This is a genomic window from Burkholderia sp. Bp9099 (genome assembly GCF_003857805.1).
In the GTDB taxonomy this organism is placed as follows: Bacteria; Pseudomonadota; Gammaproteobacteria; order Burkholderiales; family Burkholderiaceae; genus Burkholderia.
The window spans coordinates 87,001-101,148 of sequence record NZ_QTPU01000026.1; the positions used below are offsets into that span (position 1 = coordinate 87,001).

Below are 14,148 nucleotides of genomic sequence, written 5' to 3' on the forward strand. Positions count from 1 at the left end.
GCCGATGCTCCCGATGAAACGACTGCCTTCCCTCAATGCGCTGCAGGTCTTCGACGTCGTCGCGCGACACGGCAGCTTCACGCGCGCTGCCGGGCACCTGTGCCTGACGCAGGGCGCCGTGAGCCGGCAAATCCTCGCGCTCGAAAGCTTCTATCAGTTTCCGCTGTTCAAGCGCACGCCCAAGGGGCTGACGCTGACGGCCGAGGGCGAGCTCCTGTTGCCGACCGTGCGCGAAAGCTTCGCGCGCATCGAGGAAGTGTCGATGCGCCTGTCGCGCAGGCGCACCGAACTCGCGCTGAAGGTGCCGACCTGCATGATGCAGTGGATGCTGCCGCGCATCATGCGGTTCCAGGCCGAGCATCCCGAACTCCAGGTGCAGATCACCACCACCTGGGAGCATCACGTCGATTTCCGCATGGAGCCGTTCGACGCCGCGGTGATCTACGCGCCCGGCGCCGGCCCCGACATGCATGCGATCCCGTTGTTCGAGGAACGGCTCACGCCTGTCTGTGCGCCGAGCCTGCTGGAGCGGCAACCGCTCGCGAGTCTCGACGACCTGCTCCGTCACACGCTGCTGCATCCGACACGCGATCACCGCGACTGGAAGCGGTGGCTCGACCATGCGGGCGCGCCGCACGTCGACTCGACGCGCGGGTTGAGCTTCGAGACGCTGGATCTCGCCACACACGCGGCGATCGACGGTTACGGCATCGCGATCGGCGACAGGACGCTGGTTGACGAGAGCGTGGCCGCGCACCGGCTCGTGATGCCGTTCAACGTATCGTTGCCAACGGGGATGGGCTATTACTTCGTGTATCCGCGCGGGTCCGAACAGCAGCAGAAGATCCAGTTGTTCGGCGACTGGATCGCGGACGAACGCGCGTGGCGCTGCGGCGACACGCCGGCCGTGCCGCCGTCTCCGCCATCGCCATCGCCGGAACTTCCGGACTGAACCGCGTCATGCGAGCGCCGCTCGCGTACGCGGACCTGCCCGGTCATGCGGTCGACGAATCCCGCAGTGAGGAAAACGGTTGTCGTTCCTTTCTCCGCCGTCGTCGGCGACGTAGCGCTCCCACCTGAAACCTGTCGACCAGACGGCCGGCCTCGTCGCGCGAAGCCGCGCGCGCGATCAGCCGATGCTCCGCGCCGTGGATTTCCGGCGTCTCGGACAGGAGCGCCGTGCCGCCGATGCGTTTCAGCAGATCGACGGCCGCGCCGAGCGCGGAATTCCGCGGTCGTCCCCGACTAGCCGTCGGACCGCCCCATCGCAGGCCGGCCGTCAGCCGCGAGGCCGGCACGGTGCTGCGCCGCGCGCCGATCCGCCAGTCATGCCGATGGGCGTCCCAGCGCGATTCAACCCGGACACAACAACCGCAAACTTACGATTGAAAATAACTCTCATTTGCATTAAATTCCGGCGCGCAAATGTACCGTTTGGAACACGGATGCCGGCGCAACGCGGCTCGTGGTGCCCGAACGCGAACCAATTTCTCAGGGACGGGTATGAGCAGAAAGAACTGGGCGGCCGCACCGATGGCCATCGCCGTCGGCACGGTCGGGCTGAACGTCGCCAATGCGCAGGAGCTGGTGCTTCCGGCCGTCGAGATCTCGGCGCAGCGCACGAAGGCACCGTTTCGCGCGCCCGACTCGACGAGCGCGACGCGCACCGAGGCGGACGTGATGGAGATCCCGTTCGCGGTCAGCAGCGTCGATACGAAACTGATCCAGACCGTGGCCGCCACCCGCGGCGAAGACCTGTACGACTGGGTCGCCGGCGTCGCGCGGCAGAACAACTTCGGCGGGCTGTGGGACAACTACGCGGTGCGCGGCTTTGCCGGCGACGGCAACACGTCCGGCACCGACTACCTCGTCAACGGCTTCTCGTGGAATCGCGGCATCAGCGTGCCGCGCGACACCGCGACGCTCGAGCGCATGGAAGTCCTCAAAGGCCCCGCGTCCGCGCTGTACGGCCGCGGCGACCCCGGCGGGCTCATCAGCTACACGACGAAGCAGCCGCAGTTCAAGCGCTCGAACACGATCGGCGTGTCGGCCGGCAGCTACGGCGCGCTGCGCGAGACGCTCGATTCGACCGGCCCCGTCACGCAGTCGCTCGCGTACCGCTTCATCGCGATGAACGAGGACAACGGCAGCTTCCGCGACACGGTATCGAGCAAGCGCTACCTGTTCGCGCCGTCGTTCACCTGGGATATCGGCGCGGACACGACACTCCACTACGAATTCGAGACCGCGCGCCAGCGCGCGCCGCTCGATCGCGGCGTGGTCGCGGTCGGCGGGCAGCTCGGTGCGGTGCCGGCGTCGCGGTTCATGGGCGAGCCGCGCGACGGCGACTACGACGTGCGCAACTCGGGGCACCAGTTCACGCTCGAACATCGCTTCGATGCCGACTGGTCGGTCAACGCCGGCTTCGCGCAGCGCGACACCGACCTGTCCGGCCGCTCGTCCGAAGCGTTCGCGCTGCAGCCGGACGGCCGCACGCTGTGGCGCCGCTACCGGCAGGTCGCGTTTCACTCGAACGACGTGCAGGGGCGCGTCGAAGTGGCCGGCAAGGCCCGCACGGGCGCCATCGACCATGCGTTCGTGATGGGCGTCGATGCGTATCGCTTCAACTACGACCAGTTCGTCGCGCGCTCGACGCCGACGGCCGCGGCGCCGTATGCGATCGACATCTTCGATCCGGTGTACGGCCAGCCGGCGCCCGTGCCGCGCACCGCGACGAACCTGCTCGAGCGCGACGACGGCCAGGGCCTGTACGCGCAGGACACGCTCGCGTTCGGGCCGCACTGGAAAGTGCTCGCCGGGCTGCGCTGGGACCGCTTTCACCAGTCGGTCGAGAATCGCCTGAAGGGCGTGACGACGAGCCAGCTGCAAACGGCGCTGAGCCCGCGGCTCGGCATCGTGTACGAGGCCAGCGCCGCGCTGTCGCTGTATGCGAACACCGCGTACTCGTTCCGGCCGAACAACGGCGCCGACGCGAACGGCCGCGCGTTCGATCCCGAGAAGGGGCACGGCTACGAAGCCGGCGTGAAGTGGGCCGGCACGCGCTGGCTCGCGACCGTCGCCGCGTTCTACGTGAACAAGCGCAACGTGCTGACCGCCGATCCGGCGAATGCCGGGTTCTCGCGTGCGGCCGGCGAAGTGCGCAGCCGCGGCGTCGAATTCGAATGGAACGGCGAACTGGGCCACGGCTTGCGCGGCATCGTCAACCTCGCATACGTCGACGCGCAGGTCACGCGCGACACCGTCCTGACGCCGGGCGCGCGCCTCGTCGACATTCCGCGCCTGAGCGGCAGCGCGCTGCTGATGTACGAAACCGCGCTGCCGCTCGTCGATAAGGCCGGCGCGGGCGCGGGCGTGGTCTACGTCGGGCGCCGCGCGGGCAACACCGCGAACACGCAGGACGGCTTCGACCTGCCCGCCTACGCGACCGTGCAGCTCAACGGCTACGTGCAGGTCAACAAGCACCTGCGCGCGTCGGTCGTGCTGAACAACCTGTTCAACCGCACGTACTACGTCAGCTCGTACAACAGCCTGTGGGTCACGCCTGGCGCGCCGCGCAGCCTGTTCGTGTCATTGGCGTATTCGTTCTAGGCCGGCGCGGCGGGTCGACGGGCAGGCGCGGGGCGCGATTCGGCGATGCGTCGATTCGGCGATGCGTCGACCTGCCGGGGCGCGCATCCGGCCATCTCGAATCGTCAGGCAGCCAGCCACTGCGCCGCATCCGCCGCATCCACCGGAATCTCCGGATTGAACCGCGTCATGCAGTTCAGGTCGAGCGCGCGGATCTGCTCGGTCATGAAGTCGACGAAGATCCGGATGCGCGTCGGCAGGTGTTGCCGGCTCAGATAGCAGATGTAGTGGCCGCGATCCTCCGGCACATGCTGCGCCAGCGCGACGACGAGTTCGTTCGACGCGAGATGGTCGCGGATCTGGTAGCCGGCCATCTGCGCGATGCCCGATCCGTTCAGCACCGCGCGCAACACGAGATCGGCGTCGTTGAACGTGCGGCGCGCCGTCGGCAGGTACTTCTGCACGCGGCCGTCCACGTTGAATTCCCATTCGAACAGGCGCCCGCTCGCGAACCGGAAATTGATGCACTCATGGCGGTCGAGGTCCTCGATGCGTTGCGGGAGCCCGTGCGCCGCCACATACGACGGCGCCGCGCAGAGCGCCATCTGCATCGGAATCAGTTGCCGGGCGATGATGCTGGAGTCCTCGATGCGCCCGTTGCGGAACGACACGTCGATCCGCTCGGACACCAGGTCGACGGGCCGGTCGTCGAGCAGCAGATCGACGATGATGTCCGGATAGGCGTCCGCGAACTTTTCCAGCAGCGGCGCCACGATCTTCCTGCCGAACCCCGCGGCCGAGCTGATACGGATGAGGCCGCGCGGGGGCCCCTGCCGCAACTCGAGCATGTCGTTCATCGCTTCGACGATCTGCGCCACGCCCTGATGGCAGTTCTCGAAGAAGCGCCGGCCCTCGCACGTCAGCTCGGTCGTGCGCGTGGTCCGCTGGAACAGCCGCGTACTCAGTTGCGCCTCCAGCTTCTGCACGTTGCGGCTCACGGCCGGCCGCCCGACGCCGAGCAGTTCGGCGGCCTTCGTGAAGCTCCCCTCGCTCGCCACCGCAACGAACGCGAGGATGCCCGCATAGCTCGCACCGAAGCTCGCCGACAGCGCATCGGCGCGACCGGCCAGGTCGCGACGAACGCCGTGCTCCGATGTTTCCGAATGATTCATTTCCGCTGCCCCCAAGCATGCTGCTCATACGGATCGGCGCGTCGCCGGCATGCGCCGGCCGACCGCCTGCGTGCGAACGCGATTCAGCGCCCTGCCAGCCACGCGTCGAGGCCGATGCGCCCGAGCCGTGCCGCGCCGAGCGGCACCAGCGACGTTGCCTCGACGCGGCCGCCGTAATAGCGGGCGTCGCGATCGGTCACCACCGCGCGTGTGTCGCCGACCGACTTCAGATAGCGCGCGACGATTTCCGCGAACGGCGCGCGATCCGGGCCCGCGATCTCGATCGTGCCGTTCTGCGGCCCGGCGAGCGCGGCCTGCGCGACGAGGGCCGACACGTCCTCCGCGGCGATCGGCTGGAACAGTCCATCACCGATGCGCACGGTGCCGTCTTCCGTGCCGGCATCCGCGATGCCGCCGATGAATTCCATGAACTGCGTCGCGCGCACGATCGTGTACGGCACGCCCGCCGCCTCGATCGCCTGCTCCTGCGCGACCTTGGCCAGGAAATAGCCGTTCTCCGGCATGCGGTCGCAGCCGACGATCGACAGCGCGACGTGATGGCGCACGCCCGCGGCCACTTCGGCCTTGCCGAGATTGCGCGCCGACGTGCGGAAGAAATCGAGCACCGCCTGCGGCTCCCATGACGGCGCATTCGCGACGTCCACGACGACGTCCGCGTCCGTCAATGCGTCGGTCAGGCCTTCTCCGGTGATGGTATTGACGCCGGTGCGCGGCGATGCGGCGAGCGCCTGGTGGCCGGCTTCCTCGAGCAGCGTGACGACACGCGAGCCGATCAGGCCCGAACCGCCGATGACGACGATCTTCATCGCAAAATCTCCTGACGAATGAACTGCAGTGGAATGTGACGGGGCGTGACGGCTGCCGGATCGGGTGAACGCGGCGATGACCGTCCATCGCTTGGCGCAATTGTGGAAGAATCATGTCCTATCCAGCAGTGCCAAGAATCGTCGATCGGACTGATCCATGCCGTGCCTGTCCCCGTCATCCGCGAGACCGTCATGTCTGAGCAACCCTCCACCCTGACCATCGAAATCGACCGGCAGCATCGGTTGCCGATCTATCTGCAGATCTGCGAGCGGTTCAGAACCGCGATCGCCGCGGGCCACCTGCGTCCCGGCGATCGCGTGCCCGCGCTGCGCGGCCTCGCGACGCAGCTGAACACCGCGCGCGGCACCGTCGAACAGGCGTACACGATCCTGGTCGACGAGGGTTATCTGCAGATGCGCGGCGCGGCCGGCACGTTCGTCTCGCCGTCACTGCCGAAATCGGTGACGCGGGCGGCGTCCTCGCGTGCCGACGATCCGGCCCGGCACGCCGAGGACGCCGGCCGGCCCCAGCCGCCGGGCATGTCACGCGACAGCCCGCCGCCGCCGCGCGCGCAACCGATCGCCGTCGCGCTGAGCGGCGAGCCGCGCCCGCTGCAGCCCGGGCTGCCCGCGCTCGACGCGTTTCCGCGCAAGGTATGGCACCGGCTCGTGTCGCTGCGCGCGCGCAGCGCCGACCGCGCGCTGCTGGGCTACCCGAATCCGGCCGGCTACCGGCCGCTGCGCGAGCACATCGCCACCTATCTCGGGCTGTCGCGCGGCGTCACCTGCGTGCCCGAACAGGTGTTCGTCACCGGCGGCTACCGCGCGACGCTGGAACTCGTGCTGCGCAGCCTCGCGCGCCCGAACGACCGTGTGTGGTTCGAGGATCCCGGCTATCTGCTCGCACGCAGCTTCCTGTCCGAGACCGGCGTGGAACTCATCCCGGTGCCGGTAGACGCCGACGGAATCGACGTCGAGCGCGGCCTGCAGCTGGACGCGCACGCGCGCTTCGCGCTCGTGACGCCGTCGCAGCAGAGCCCGCTCGGCCATACGCTGTCGCTGTCGCGGCGCATCGCGCTGCTGGACTGGGCCGAAAAGACGTCGGGCTGGATCGTCGAGGACGACTACGACAGCGAGTTTCGCTACCTCGGCCGCCCGCTGCCGGCGCTGAAGAGTCTCGACCGGCGCGATCACGTGATTTATTGCAGCACCTTCAGCAAGGCGATGTATCCCGGCTTGCGGCTCGCGTATGCGGTCGTGCCGGAACGCGCGGTGGAACGCGTCGAACGCGTGGCCTGCAGCATGAACGCCGGCTCGCCGACGCTCCTGCAGGCGGCCCTTGCGGATTTCATCGAACAGGGGCACTTCGCCCGGCACCTGAAGCGCATGCGCACGCTGTACGGCGAGCGCCGCACGCTGATCGTGAGCGCGTTGCGACAGGTGTTCGGCAAGCGGATGATCGTCGAACTGCCGGTGGGCGGCATCCAGTTCGCGGTGCGGTTCACCGACGGCCCCGACGGGCCGGTCGACGACGTCGCCGTCGCCGCACGCGCGCGCGACGCGGGGCTCGCGGTCGTGCCGCTGTCGATCTGGTACACGAACAGCCATGCGCAGCAAACGCCGCGCGGCCTCGTCATCGGGTTCGCGAACGTCGCCGACGCGGACGAAGCGCACCGTCACGCACGGACGCTCCTCGCGTGCCTCGGCGGCTGACGCGCGGCGTGCGGCTTGCGGCGATGGCGTGCGCCGCGTCGACAGGCGCGGCCGATCCCGGATGGGGGGCCGATTGGTGTCGAACGGGAAACAGACAATCGCACGGAACGGCCATACCGCCCGCCTGGGCGCGCCGCTAGCATGGCAGCGTCTTTCTCGCGCAGACGAGCCCGGAGCCGGGCTGCACCGGACGCTTGCCGCATTCCTCATGCCATCGACCGCGCCCGTCATTCGTTGAAGACGCTTTTTTGCCCGGGCAGTCCTGCCCCTTCGCGGCACGTTTCGACGATCGAATGACCGACGGTCGGCGCGCGTTGCCGAATTCGAGCAAGCATCATGGATGACAACACGCTGCAGGCCCCGCCGCTTTCGCTCCTCGACCGGTATCGCGGCCAGGATTTCCAAGCGCTTTACACCACGACCGTCACCGTGTCCGGCGGCGAGACGGGCCACGGCCGGGCCTCCGGCGTGGTCCGCTCGGACGACGGCAATCTCGCCGTCGATCTGCGCCTGCCCACCGAGTGCGGCGGGCCCGGCACCGGGACCAATCCGGAGCAGCTGTTCGCGGCGGGCTTCGCCGCCTGCTTCCACGGCGCGCTCAACCTGCTCGGGACGCGCGCCGGAGTGGAGACGCCGGATACCGCCGTGGAGGTGCAGGTTTCGTTCGGCCGCGATCCGATGGACGGCGGCTACGCGTTGCTCGTCGACGTCCGGGTACGGATGCCCGGCGTCGATCGAAACGTCGCGGAAGAACTGGTGCGTACCGCGGAACGCTTGTGCCCGTACGCGAAGATGGCGCGGCAAGGCACCGTCAACATCGTGACCGTCGTCGACTGATTCGACGACGAGGCCAATCATGCATCTCGGGAAATCGTACAAGCTCTCGGAATTCCTGATCTGGACGCGCTGGAAAATCTACGAGCTGCTCGTCTTCGGATCCGTGCCGGTCGTGCTGTATCAGTTCTTCTCCGTGAGATGGCTGTCGATACCGCTGACGATCGTGGCGCTGCTCGGCACCGCGACGTCGTTCATCGTCGGCTTCAAGAACGTGCAGACCTACAACCGCGCCATGGATGCGCTGGAAATCTGGACCGAGATCCTGAGCAAGAGCCGCCGCTGGGGCCAGCTCGCGCGCGACTTCGTCAGCGACGACGAGAGCGCCCGAAAGCTGGTCTATCGGCACCTTGCCTGGCTGACCGCACTGCGCTACGACCTGCGCCGCCCGCTGATCTGGGAAAGCACGAGCAAACGCTACAACGCGGAGTACCGCCGGTTCTATCGTGTGCCGGAGTGGGAAAAGGACATCCGGGAATTGCTGCCGGAATACCTGTCCCCGGCCGAAACGGAACAGGCGCTGGCCTCCGCTTCCGTCGCCACGTTCGTGCTGAGCCTGCAGGGCACGTCGCTCAGGACGCTTCACATGGCCGGCCATCTGAATTCGAATTTTTATATGGAGCTTCAAAGGACGATCGGCGACTTCATCGATCTCCAGGCCCGCTCGGAACGGTTCAAGAACTTCCCGTATCCGCGCCAGTACGCAACCGTCAGCTCGCTGTTCGTCCGGTTCTTTTGCCTGTCGCTTCCGTTCGGTCTTCTGAACGAATTCAACCGGCTGAACGACGGCGTGAGCGGCTTCATGCACGGCAACATGGTCTGGCTCGTCGTGCCGTGCAGCGTCGCCATTTCGTGGATGTATACCTCGCTCGAGCAGGTGGGCGAAAGCACCGAGAACCCGTTCGAGGGCGGCGCGAACGACGTGCCCATTTCCACGCTGTGCAGCACGATCGAGCGCGACCTGAAAGCGATGCTCGGCGAACGCGCCGGCGATCCGTCGAGCCGCACGGTCATTGCGCTGTAGCGCGTCGGCGGCTCGCGTCTGCCCCATCGGCGGCACCGCCGCAGCCGGTGGGAAGGCCGACGCAACCGATACGCGGCGTTCTCGCCGCATTGGTGCGAAGCAGGCAATACCATGCATCCCGGGACGATCTGGCCCGGCGACGCGTCTTTGCCTAGCATGCAAGTGCGCGACGACCATCCTTCGGATGGCGGTCATGGGGAACGACCTGCGGGCAAGCGCCGCGCCGATACGTACGGCCCGGAACCCGCGCGTCGGTCAATACAGGTACCCGGGAGGGATATGGAGAACGAGAGGTTGCAGCCTCCGTCACCGACACTGCTCGACAAATACCGCGGACACGAATTCGTCGCGCTCTACACGACCACGGTCACCGTGTCCGGCGGCAAGACGGCACACGGCCGCGCATCGGGCGTCGCACGATCCGACGACGGCTGTCTCGCCCTCGATCTGCGCCTGCCGCGCGAACTCGGCGGCCCGGGCGGTGGCACCAATCCCGAGCAACTGCTAGCAGCCGGCTACGCCGCGTGCTTCCACGGCGCGCTGAGCCTGCTCGCGCAACGCGAGCGGATCGACATCCGCGACACGACCGTCGCAGTCGAAGTATCGTTCGGCCGCGATCCGGTCGACGGCGGATATGCGCTCGCCGCCAACGTCACCATCCGCATGCCGGGTGTGGACCGGCAGGTTGCGGAACGCCTGGTCCGCGATACGGAGCGCCTGTGTCCCTATACGAAGATGGCACGGCAGGGCATCCGCGGGGTTGTCGCGGTGTCGGACTGACGAACGTCGGCGGCGCGCCGCCACACCCGGCGCGCGATTGGTTCCGAAGCGGCAATAGAGTGCGCACCTTCCCGGCACTACTGGCCCGTGGGACCTGCAATTACGATGGTTGCCAGGCCGCTCGCGCAATGAATGGTCATGCGCAGCGCCGATAGCCCTGCCTCAGCAATCAGGAGAACGTATCATGACGCAACGTATCAACTACTTTCAGCAATCGCCGGAGCTGACGAAGAAGCTCGTCGAACTCGACGGGCTGCTTCAGAAGACGACGATCGAAGTGCAGGTTCGCGAGCTCGTCGAGATTCGCGCGTCGCAGCTCAACGGCTGCGCGTTCTGCGTCGACATGCACATCAAGATGGCCAGGATCCACGGCGAGCGCGAACTGCGCGCGCATCACGTCGCGATCTGGCGCGAGTCGCCGCTGTTCTCGCCGCGCGAGCGTGCCGCGCTCGAATGGACCGAAGCGCTGACGCAGCTTTCGCCGCACGGCGTGCCGGACGATCTCTACGATCGCGTGCGCGCCCACTTTGCCGAGAAGGAACTGTCGGATCTCACCGTCCTCGTCGGTGCAATCAACTGCTGGAACCGGCTGAACGTCGCGTTCCGGATGGTGCCCGGCTCGTTCGACAAGATGTTCGGTCTCGACAAGGCCAACCTGGAGTAACGACATGAAACGCATCGTGCTCGCGCTTGCACCGCTTGCGCTGTCGCTGCTGATGCCCGTTCCGCCGGCTGCCGCCGCGCCGCAGGCCAAGGTGACGCAACTGACCACGGAGCCGCTGCCCGAGTATCCGGGCAAGGAAGTGGAGATGATCGTCGTCGATTATCCGCCCGGCAGCGTCGACCCCGTTCATCGCCACGACGCGCACGCGTTCGTCTATGTGCTCGACGGCAGCATCGTGATGGGCCTGAACGGCGGCAAGACGGTCACGCTCCATGCAGGCGACACGTTCCACGAAGGTCCCGACGACGTGCACACGGTCGGACGAAACGCCAGCGGTACGAAGCCGGCGAAATTCGTCGTGTTCCTGATCAAGAACAAGGGCGCGCCGGTTCTCACGCCGGTGAAGTAGCGGGATCGTCGTCGAGGCGCCAGGTCGGCCGGAAACGGCAGCTCGGCGCCGCGAACGCACGCGTTCTGCATCGCGACGGCTTGCCTGGGCTGGCCGGCCGACGCCGTCCCGGCCGGCGGACAGCCGGCAACCGGTCATGCAAACCGCATGCCCCGCCTTTGAAGGCCCTTCGCTGAAAAGCCGGGATCGACTGCGTACAGCCGGATGCCCGATGCGGGCGACACATGGACATGAGCGCGACGGACGGGAAGCCTCAATCTTGCGACGATCCCATCGACACGTCGCCGACGAGCACCCCTCTCAACTGCTCTCGCCACGCCGTGACATTCTCCGCACCGTTCAGTCGCTCGAACTCCCGTTGCGCTGCCTGCCAGAGTGGCGATGCTCTTTCGTGCAGGCGCCGGCCCTCCTCGGTGAGTTCGACGAGGCGGCTTCGGCCGTCGGTGGGCGAGGGCTTGATCGTGACGAAGCCGTCGCGCTCCAGGAAGCCGACCATTTTCCCCATCGCCGTTCGTTCGATATCGAGCCGTTCGGCAAGGGCGTTGACGGGGGTACTTCCCACTTCGTGCAGGGCGGCCAGGGTGAGGAATTGCGTGATGCGCAGACCCGACGGCTCGAGATGGCTATCGTAGAGTCGGGAGATCTGCCTGCTCGCCTTCCTGACGGCGAAGCAGTTGCATTGATCGATGCCGAGCGGCTGGTTCACGGGCAACATCGGTTGCACTCCTGATTTCGGTTGATTGCGCGAACGCTACGCGCGCGTCGCGCGAAGCTACGGTGGCAGCTATCGATGATAGCCGGGAGCGACGGCGCTGGCCTGCGATCTGCGCACCTCGCGGCTCGCCGCCGAATCCGGCCCGTGTCGACTGCGGTGTTCAAAACCCTGCCGGCGGCGTGATGTAGCCGGGTATCTCGGCCGCGAGCGTGCTCTTCAGCACCGCTGTTCCCTCGTCGGCCATGACCTCGCTCTTGCCGGCGGCGAGCGCGTCGTAGGTCCGTCGCACGACGTCCTCGGGACTGGCTTTGGGCACGTCGATGCCGTTGGTCAGATCGGTGTCCACGAACCCGACGTGCAGGCCGAGAACCTGGATGCCACGCTCGCGCAGGTGAAAACGAAGCTGGTTCGTGTAGCTCCAGGCGGCGGCTTTCGACGCCGCATACGGTGTCAGATAGGGCCGCGGGAGCCACACGATGTCGGAAAGCACGTTGATGATCGCGGTATGCGGCCGGGCCGCCAGGATCTGTTCGAAGGCCCGTGTGACGCGCACCACGCCGTGGTAGTTGGTATCGAACAGGCGGGCCGACTGCGCTTCCACGTCGGCCGACAAAGGCCCGTCGATCAGCGCGGCAATGCCCGCGTTGTTGATCAGTAGCGTCGTGTCGGCCGCTTGTTTCGCCGCCTCGGCGATCGACGCCGGATCCGTGACATCGATCCTGAGCGGCACGATGCCCGGCTCGTCGAAACCGCTCGTGTTGCGCATACCCGCGTACACCTTCGCCGCCCCGCGCCGAAGCGCCTCGCGCGCAAAAGCAAGGCCCAGGCCGCGATTGGCACCGGTGATGAAGACGGTAGCGTTCTTGATATCCATGACAAGCTCCTGTTTCAAAAGCCGCGTGCCGGGAAAGTGTCGACTCCATCCACGAGCGCGCGGGCGCCTGGTTCAAAGGAAGACGTGTTCCGGCAACTGCTTCGAAAGCGACTCCCGCAGACGGGTCGCGAGAGTCAGTACGGCGCCAAGCGGGCTCATCCGCACGCTGACTCGCGGCACCGAGCCGTCGGCGTTGCGATCGGCGACCACGACCGCGCTCAACGTCTCGCCGCTCGTCAGAACGGCGTCGTATTCGAGAAAAAGCCGCGAGCCGACGACTTGAACGAACGTTGGCGCCTGCGACACGTAAAAGGTCCCGACGGCGTCGACGGCGAGCCGGATTTCGTCGCGCCCGATCACGGGAGCGCGCAACACCGAGCTGACCAGCTCGGCGTCGGCCGTCAGATCATCGAGAAACGGATGACGATCAGGTTGGACGGGTGACATGTTCAAACCTCCCGATTCGTTTCAAGCACGTGTTCACACGAATGCGGCCCGATACTTCTCGACGAACTGCTGAACCGACAGCGGCGGCGTTCCGGTGACCTTCTCGACGACATCGTTGGTGCCCGAGAAGATGCCGTCGTGGTAGTTCTGCGCGACTTCGACCAGATGCTGCGTGAGGAACGGCGGAAACTTGTAGAGGGTTTCCATCTTGTTCCGGAATGCCTCGATGGAAGTCGGCGCGTATTCGATCCGGGCGCCGAGAACCTCGCTCATCGCGGCTGCGATCTCGACGTGGTTCATCTCGACGGGGCCGTGGAGCGTGTAGGTCTTGCCCTCGTGGCCTTCGGGGCTGGCGAGGATGTGGGCGATCACGCGGCCCTGATCGTCGCTGGCAATCGGCGCGTGACGGCCGTCGCCAAACGGAAATTCGATCTTCTTCGTGGCCCATATCTCCCGCGCAAAATGCGGATAGACGAGCCAATCGGCGAAGAAGGTCGGGCGCAAATGCGTCGTCGCGACACCCGACCAATCGAAGACCTGCTCGGAGACCCAGTGATCCTGTGCCGCGTGGCTCAGCGACTCCCGGCGCGCGGAAATCTGCGACATGTTGACGATCGCCGTGACGCCCGCTTCCTTTGCTGCCTGCGCGAAATACGCCGCGGCCCCGATGATTCCCGGCGCGATCGGATGAAGGAAATACGCCGAGCGGATGCCTTCCATCGCTGCCCGAATCGCGTCGATGTCGGTGAAGTCGCCGACCGCGACATCGACGCCGCGCTGCCTCAGGACTGCCGCCCGATCATCATCCGTGCGCACATAGGCCCGCACGCGTTTGTGCATCTTGAGCAGCTCGTCAATGGCCATACCGCCGGTGCGTCCGGTTGCACCGCTTACAAGGATCTCAGGCTCGTTCATCGCTTCGCTCCGTTCGAAAGTGAGAGCATATGCTCCCTTGAGACGAAGATTAGGAGCATATGCTCTCATCGTCAAGTTTTTTTGTTGTGGCCCCGGATAACATCATGCTCGGGTCGGCAGACGGCGTTGCTAGCGAGCATCGACAGGAGGCCGGGCAGGTGTCCCGCGATTGAAAGCGCCAGAGGC

The 14,148-nt window shown here is 66.6% G+C and carries 15 protein-coding genes; 8 read left to right on the top strand and 7 right to left on the bottom strand.

Going from position 1 to position 14,148, the window contains the following annotated elements:
- Positions 1–13: 13 nt before the first annotated feature.
- Complete coding sequence (locus DIE17_RS27630; protein WP_260429074.1) at positions 14–952, top strand: LysR substrate-binding domain-containing protein; 939 nt, start codon at positions 14–16, stop codon at positions 950–952.
- Between the two features lie 43 nt (positions 953–995).
- Here DIE17_RS27630 and DIE17_RS27635 read toward each other — a convergent pair whose 3' ends face one another.
- Positions 996–1,298, bottom strand: coding sequence for a UxaA family hydrolase (locus DIE17_RS27635; protein ID WP_260426292.1), 303 nt, complete (start codon positions 1,296–1,298; stop codon positions 996–998).
- Between the two features lie 205 nt (positions 1,299–1,503).
- Between DIE17_RS27635 and DIE17_RS27640 the strand changes: the two genes are divergently transcribed.
- Positions 1,504–3,609 (top strand): TonB-dependent siderophore receptor, encoded by a 2,106-nt coding sequence (locus tag DIE17_RS27640; RefSeq protein ID WP_124522726.1) that lies wholly within the window; start codon positions 1,504–1,506, stop codon positions 3,607–3,609.
- Positions 3,610–3,713: 104 nt separating this feature from the next.
- On the opposite strand, the gene DIE17_RS27645 is transcribed toward DIE17_RS27640, so the two are convergent.
- Both DIE17_RS27645 and DIE17_RS27650 read right to left on the bottom strand, forming a co-directional pair.
- Entirely contained in the window at positions 3,714–4,760 is a 1,047-nt protein-coding gene (locus tag DIE17_RS27645) for a LysR family transcriptional regulator (protein WP_124646491.1), read from the bottom strand.
- Between the two features lie 83 nt (positions 4,761–4,843).
- Positions 4,844–5,587 carry an SDR family oxidoreductase gene (locus DIE17_RS27650; RefSeq protein ID WP_044848713.1) on the bottom strand — a complete coding sequence of 248 codons (744 nt, stop codon included), beginning with the start codon at positions 5,585–5,587 and terminating at the stop codon, positions 4,844–4,846.
- A 192-nt stretch (positions 5,588–5,779) separates the two neighbouring features.
- On the opposite strand from DIE17_RS27650, the gene DIE17_RS27655 reads away from it, so the two are divergent.
- The 6 genes from DIE17_RS27655 (at position 5,780) to DIE17_RS27680 (ending at position 11,011) form a co-directional block, all read left to right on the top strand.
- On the top strand, positions 5,780–7,300 hold the full coding sequence (locus DIE17_RS27655; protein ID WP_124522722.1) for a PLP-dependent aminotransferase family protein: 1,521 nt from the start codon (positions 5,780–5,782) through the stop codon (positions 7,298–7,300).
- A 336-nt stretch (positions 7,301–7,636) separates the two neighbouring features.
- Positions 7,637–8,137, top strand: coding sequence for an Ohr family peroxiredoxin (locus DIE17_RS27660; RefSeq protein ID WP_124522721.1), 501 nt, complete (start codon positions 7,637–7,639; stop codon positions 8,135–8,137).
- Between the two features lie 19 nt (positions 8,138–8,156).
- Complete coding sequence (locus DIE17_RS27665) at positions 8,157–9,158, top strand: bestrophin family protein (protein ID WP_124522720.1); 1,002 nt, start codon at positions 8,157–8,159, stop codon at positions 9,156–9,158.
- Positions 9,159–9,437: 279 nt separating this feature from the next.
- Positions 9,438–9,938: an Ohr family peroxiredoxin gene (locus tag DIE17_RS27670; protein ID WP_124522780.1), complete on the top strand. Its 501-nt coding sequence runs from the start codon at positions 9,438–9,440 to the stop codon at positions 9,936–9,938.
- Positions 9,939–10,122: 184 nt separating this feature from the next.
- Positions 10,123–10,602, top strand: a complete 480-nt coding sequence (locus tag DIE17_RS27675) for a carboxymuconolactone decarboxylase family protein (RefSeq protein ID WP_124522719.1) — start codon at positions 10,123–10,125, stop codon at positions 10,600–10,602.
- A 4-nt stretch (positions 10,603–10,606) separates the two neighbouring features.
- Positions 10,607–11,011, top strand: coding sequence for a cupin domain-containing protein (locus DIE17_RS27680; protein WP_124522718.1), 405 nt, complete (start codon positions 10,607–10,609; stop codon positions 11,009–11,011).
- A gap of 253 nt (positions 11,012–11,264) precedes the next feature.
- Here the strand turns inward: DIE17_RS27680 and DIE17_RS27685 are convergent, their stop codons facing one another.
- The 4 genes from DIE17_RS27685 to DIE17_RS27700 all read right to left on the bottom strand — a co-directional run bounded on the left by DIE17_RS27685 (position 11,265) and on the right by DIE17_RS27700 (position 13,962).
- The gene (locus DIE17_RS27685) at positions 11,265–11,726 is read right to left on the bottom strand and encodes a MarR family winged helix-turn-helix transcriptional regulator (protein WP_124522716.1); all 462 of its coding nucleotides are present in this window, start codon (positions 11,724–11,726) and stop codon (positions 11,265–11,267) included.
- Between the two features lie 160 nt (positions 11,727–11,886).
- Positions 11,887–12,600, bottom strand: coding sequence for an SDR family oxidoreductase (locus DIE17_RS27690; protein WP_124522714.1), 714 nt, complete (start codon positions 12,598–12,600; stop codon positions 11,887–11,889).
- Positions 12,601–12,672: 72 nt separating this feature from the next.
- A complete protein-coding gene (locus DIE17_RS27695; protein ID WP_124522712.1) occupies positions 12,673–13,047 on the bottom strand; it encodes a hypothetical protein in 375 nt (124 codons plus the stop codon).
- A 33-nt stretch (positions 13,048–13,080) separates the two neighbouring features.
- Positions 13,081–13,962, bottom strand: a complete 882-nt coding sequence (locus tag DIE17_RS27700) for an NmrA family NAD(P)-binding protein (protein WP_124522710.1) — start codon at positions 13,960–13,962, stop codon at positions 13,081–13,083.
- Between the last annotated feature and the right edge of the window lie 186 nt (positions 13,963–14,148).

Bases quoted from the DNA above. Each gene is read 5' to 3' on its own strand.
- DIE17_RS27675 (WP_124522719.1), top strand. From the start codon at position 10,123: ATGACGCAACGTATCAACTACTTTCAGCAATCGCCGGAGCTGACGAAG.
- DIE17_RS27695 (WP_124522712.1), bottom strand. From the start codon at position 13,047: ATGTCACCCGTCCAACCTGATCGTCATCCGTTTCTCGATGATCTGACG.
- DIE17_RS27630 (WP_260429074.1), top strand. From the start codon at position 14: ATGAAACGACTGCCTTCCCTCAATGCGCTGCAGGTCTTCGACGTCGTC.
- DIE17_RS27655 (WP_124522722.1), top strand. From the start codon at position 5,780: ATGTCTGAGCAACCCTCCACCCTGACCATCGAAATCGACCGGCAGCAT.
- DIE17_RS27680 (WP_124522718.1), top strand. From the start codon at position 10,607: ATGAAACGCATCGTGCTCGCGCTTGCACCGCTTGCGCTGTCGCTGCTG.
- DIE17_RS27660 (WP_124522721.1), top strand. From the start codon at position 7,637: ATGGATGACAACACGCTGCAGGCCCCGCCGCTTTCGCTCCTCGACCGG.
- DIE17_RS27685 (WP_124522716.1), bottom strand. From the start codon at position 11,726: ATGTTGCCCGTGAACCAGCCGCTCGGCATCGATCAATGCAACTGCTTC.
- DIE17_RS27640 (WP_124522726.1), top strand. From the start codon at position 1,504: ATGAGCAGAAAGAACTGGGCGGCCGCACCGATGGCCATCGCCGTCGGC.
- DIE17_RS27650 (WP_044848713.1), bottom strand. From the start codon at position 5,587: ATGAAGATCGTCGTCATCGGCGGTTCGGGCCTGATCGGCTCGCGTGTC.
- DIE17_RS27690 (WP_124522714.1), bottom strand. From the start codon at position 12,600: ATGGATATCAAGAACGCTACCGTCTTCATCACCGGTGCCAATCGCGGC.
- DIE17_RS27665 (WP_124522720.1), top strand. From the start codon at position 8,157: ATGCATCTCGGGAAATCGTACAAGCTCTCGGAATTCCTGATCTGGACG.
- DIE17_RS27670 (WP_124522780.1), top strand. From the start codon at position 9,438: ATGGAGAACGAGAGGTTGCAGCCTCCGTCACCGACACTGCTCGACAAA.
- DIE17_RS27645 (WP_124646491.1), bottom strand. From the start codon at position 4,760: ATGAATCATTCGGAAACATCGGAGCACGGCGTTCGTCGCGACCTGGCC.
- DIE17_RS27700 (WP_124522710.1), bottom strand. From the start codon at position 13,962: ATGAACGAGCCTGAGATCCTTGTAAGCGGTGCAACCGGACGCACCGGC.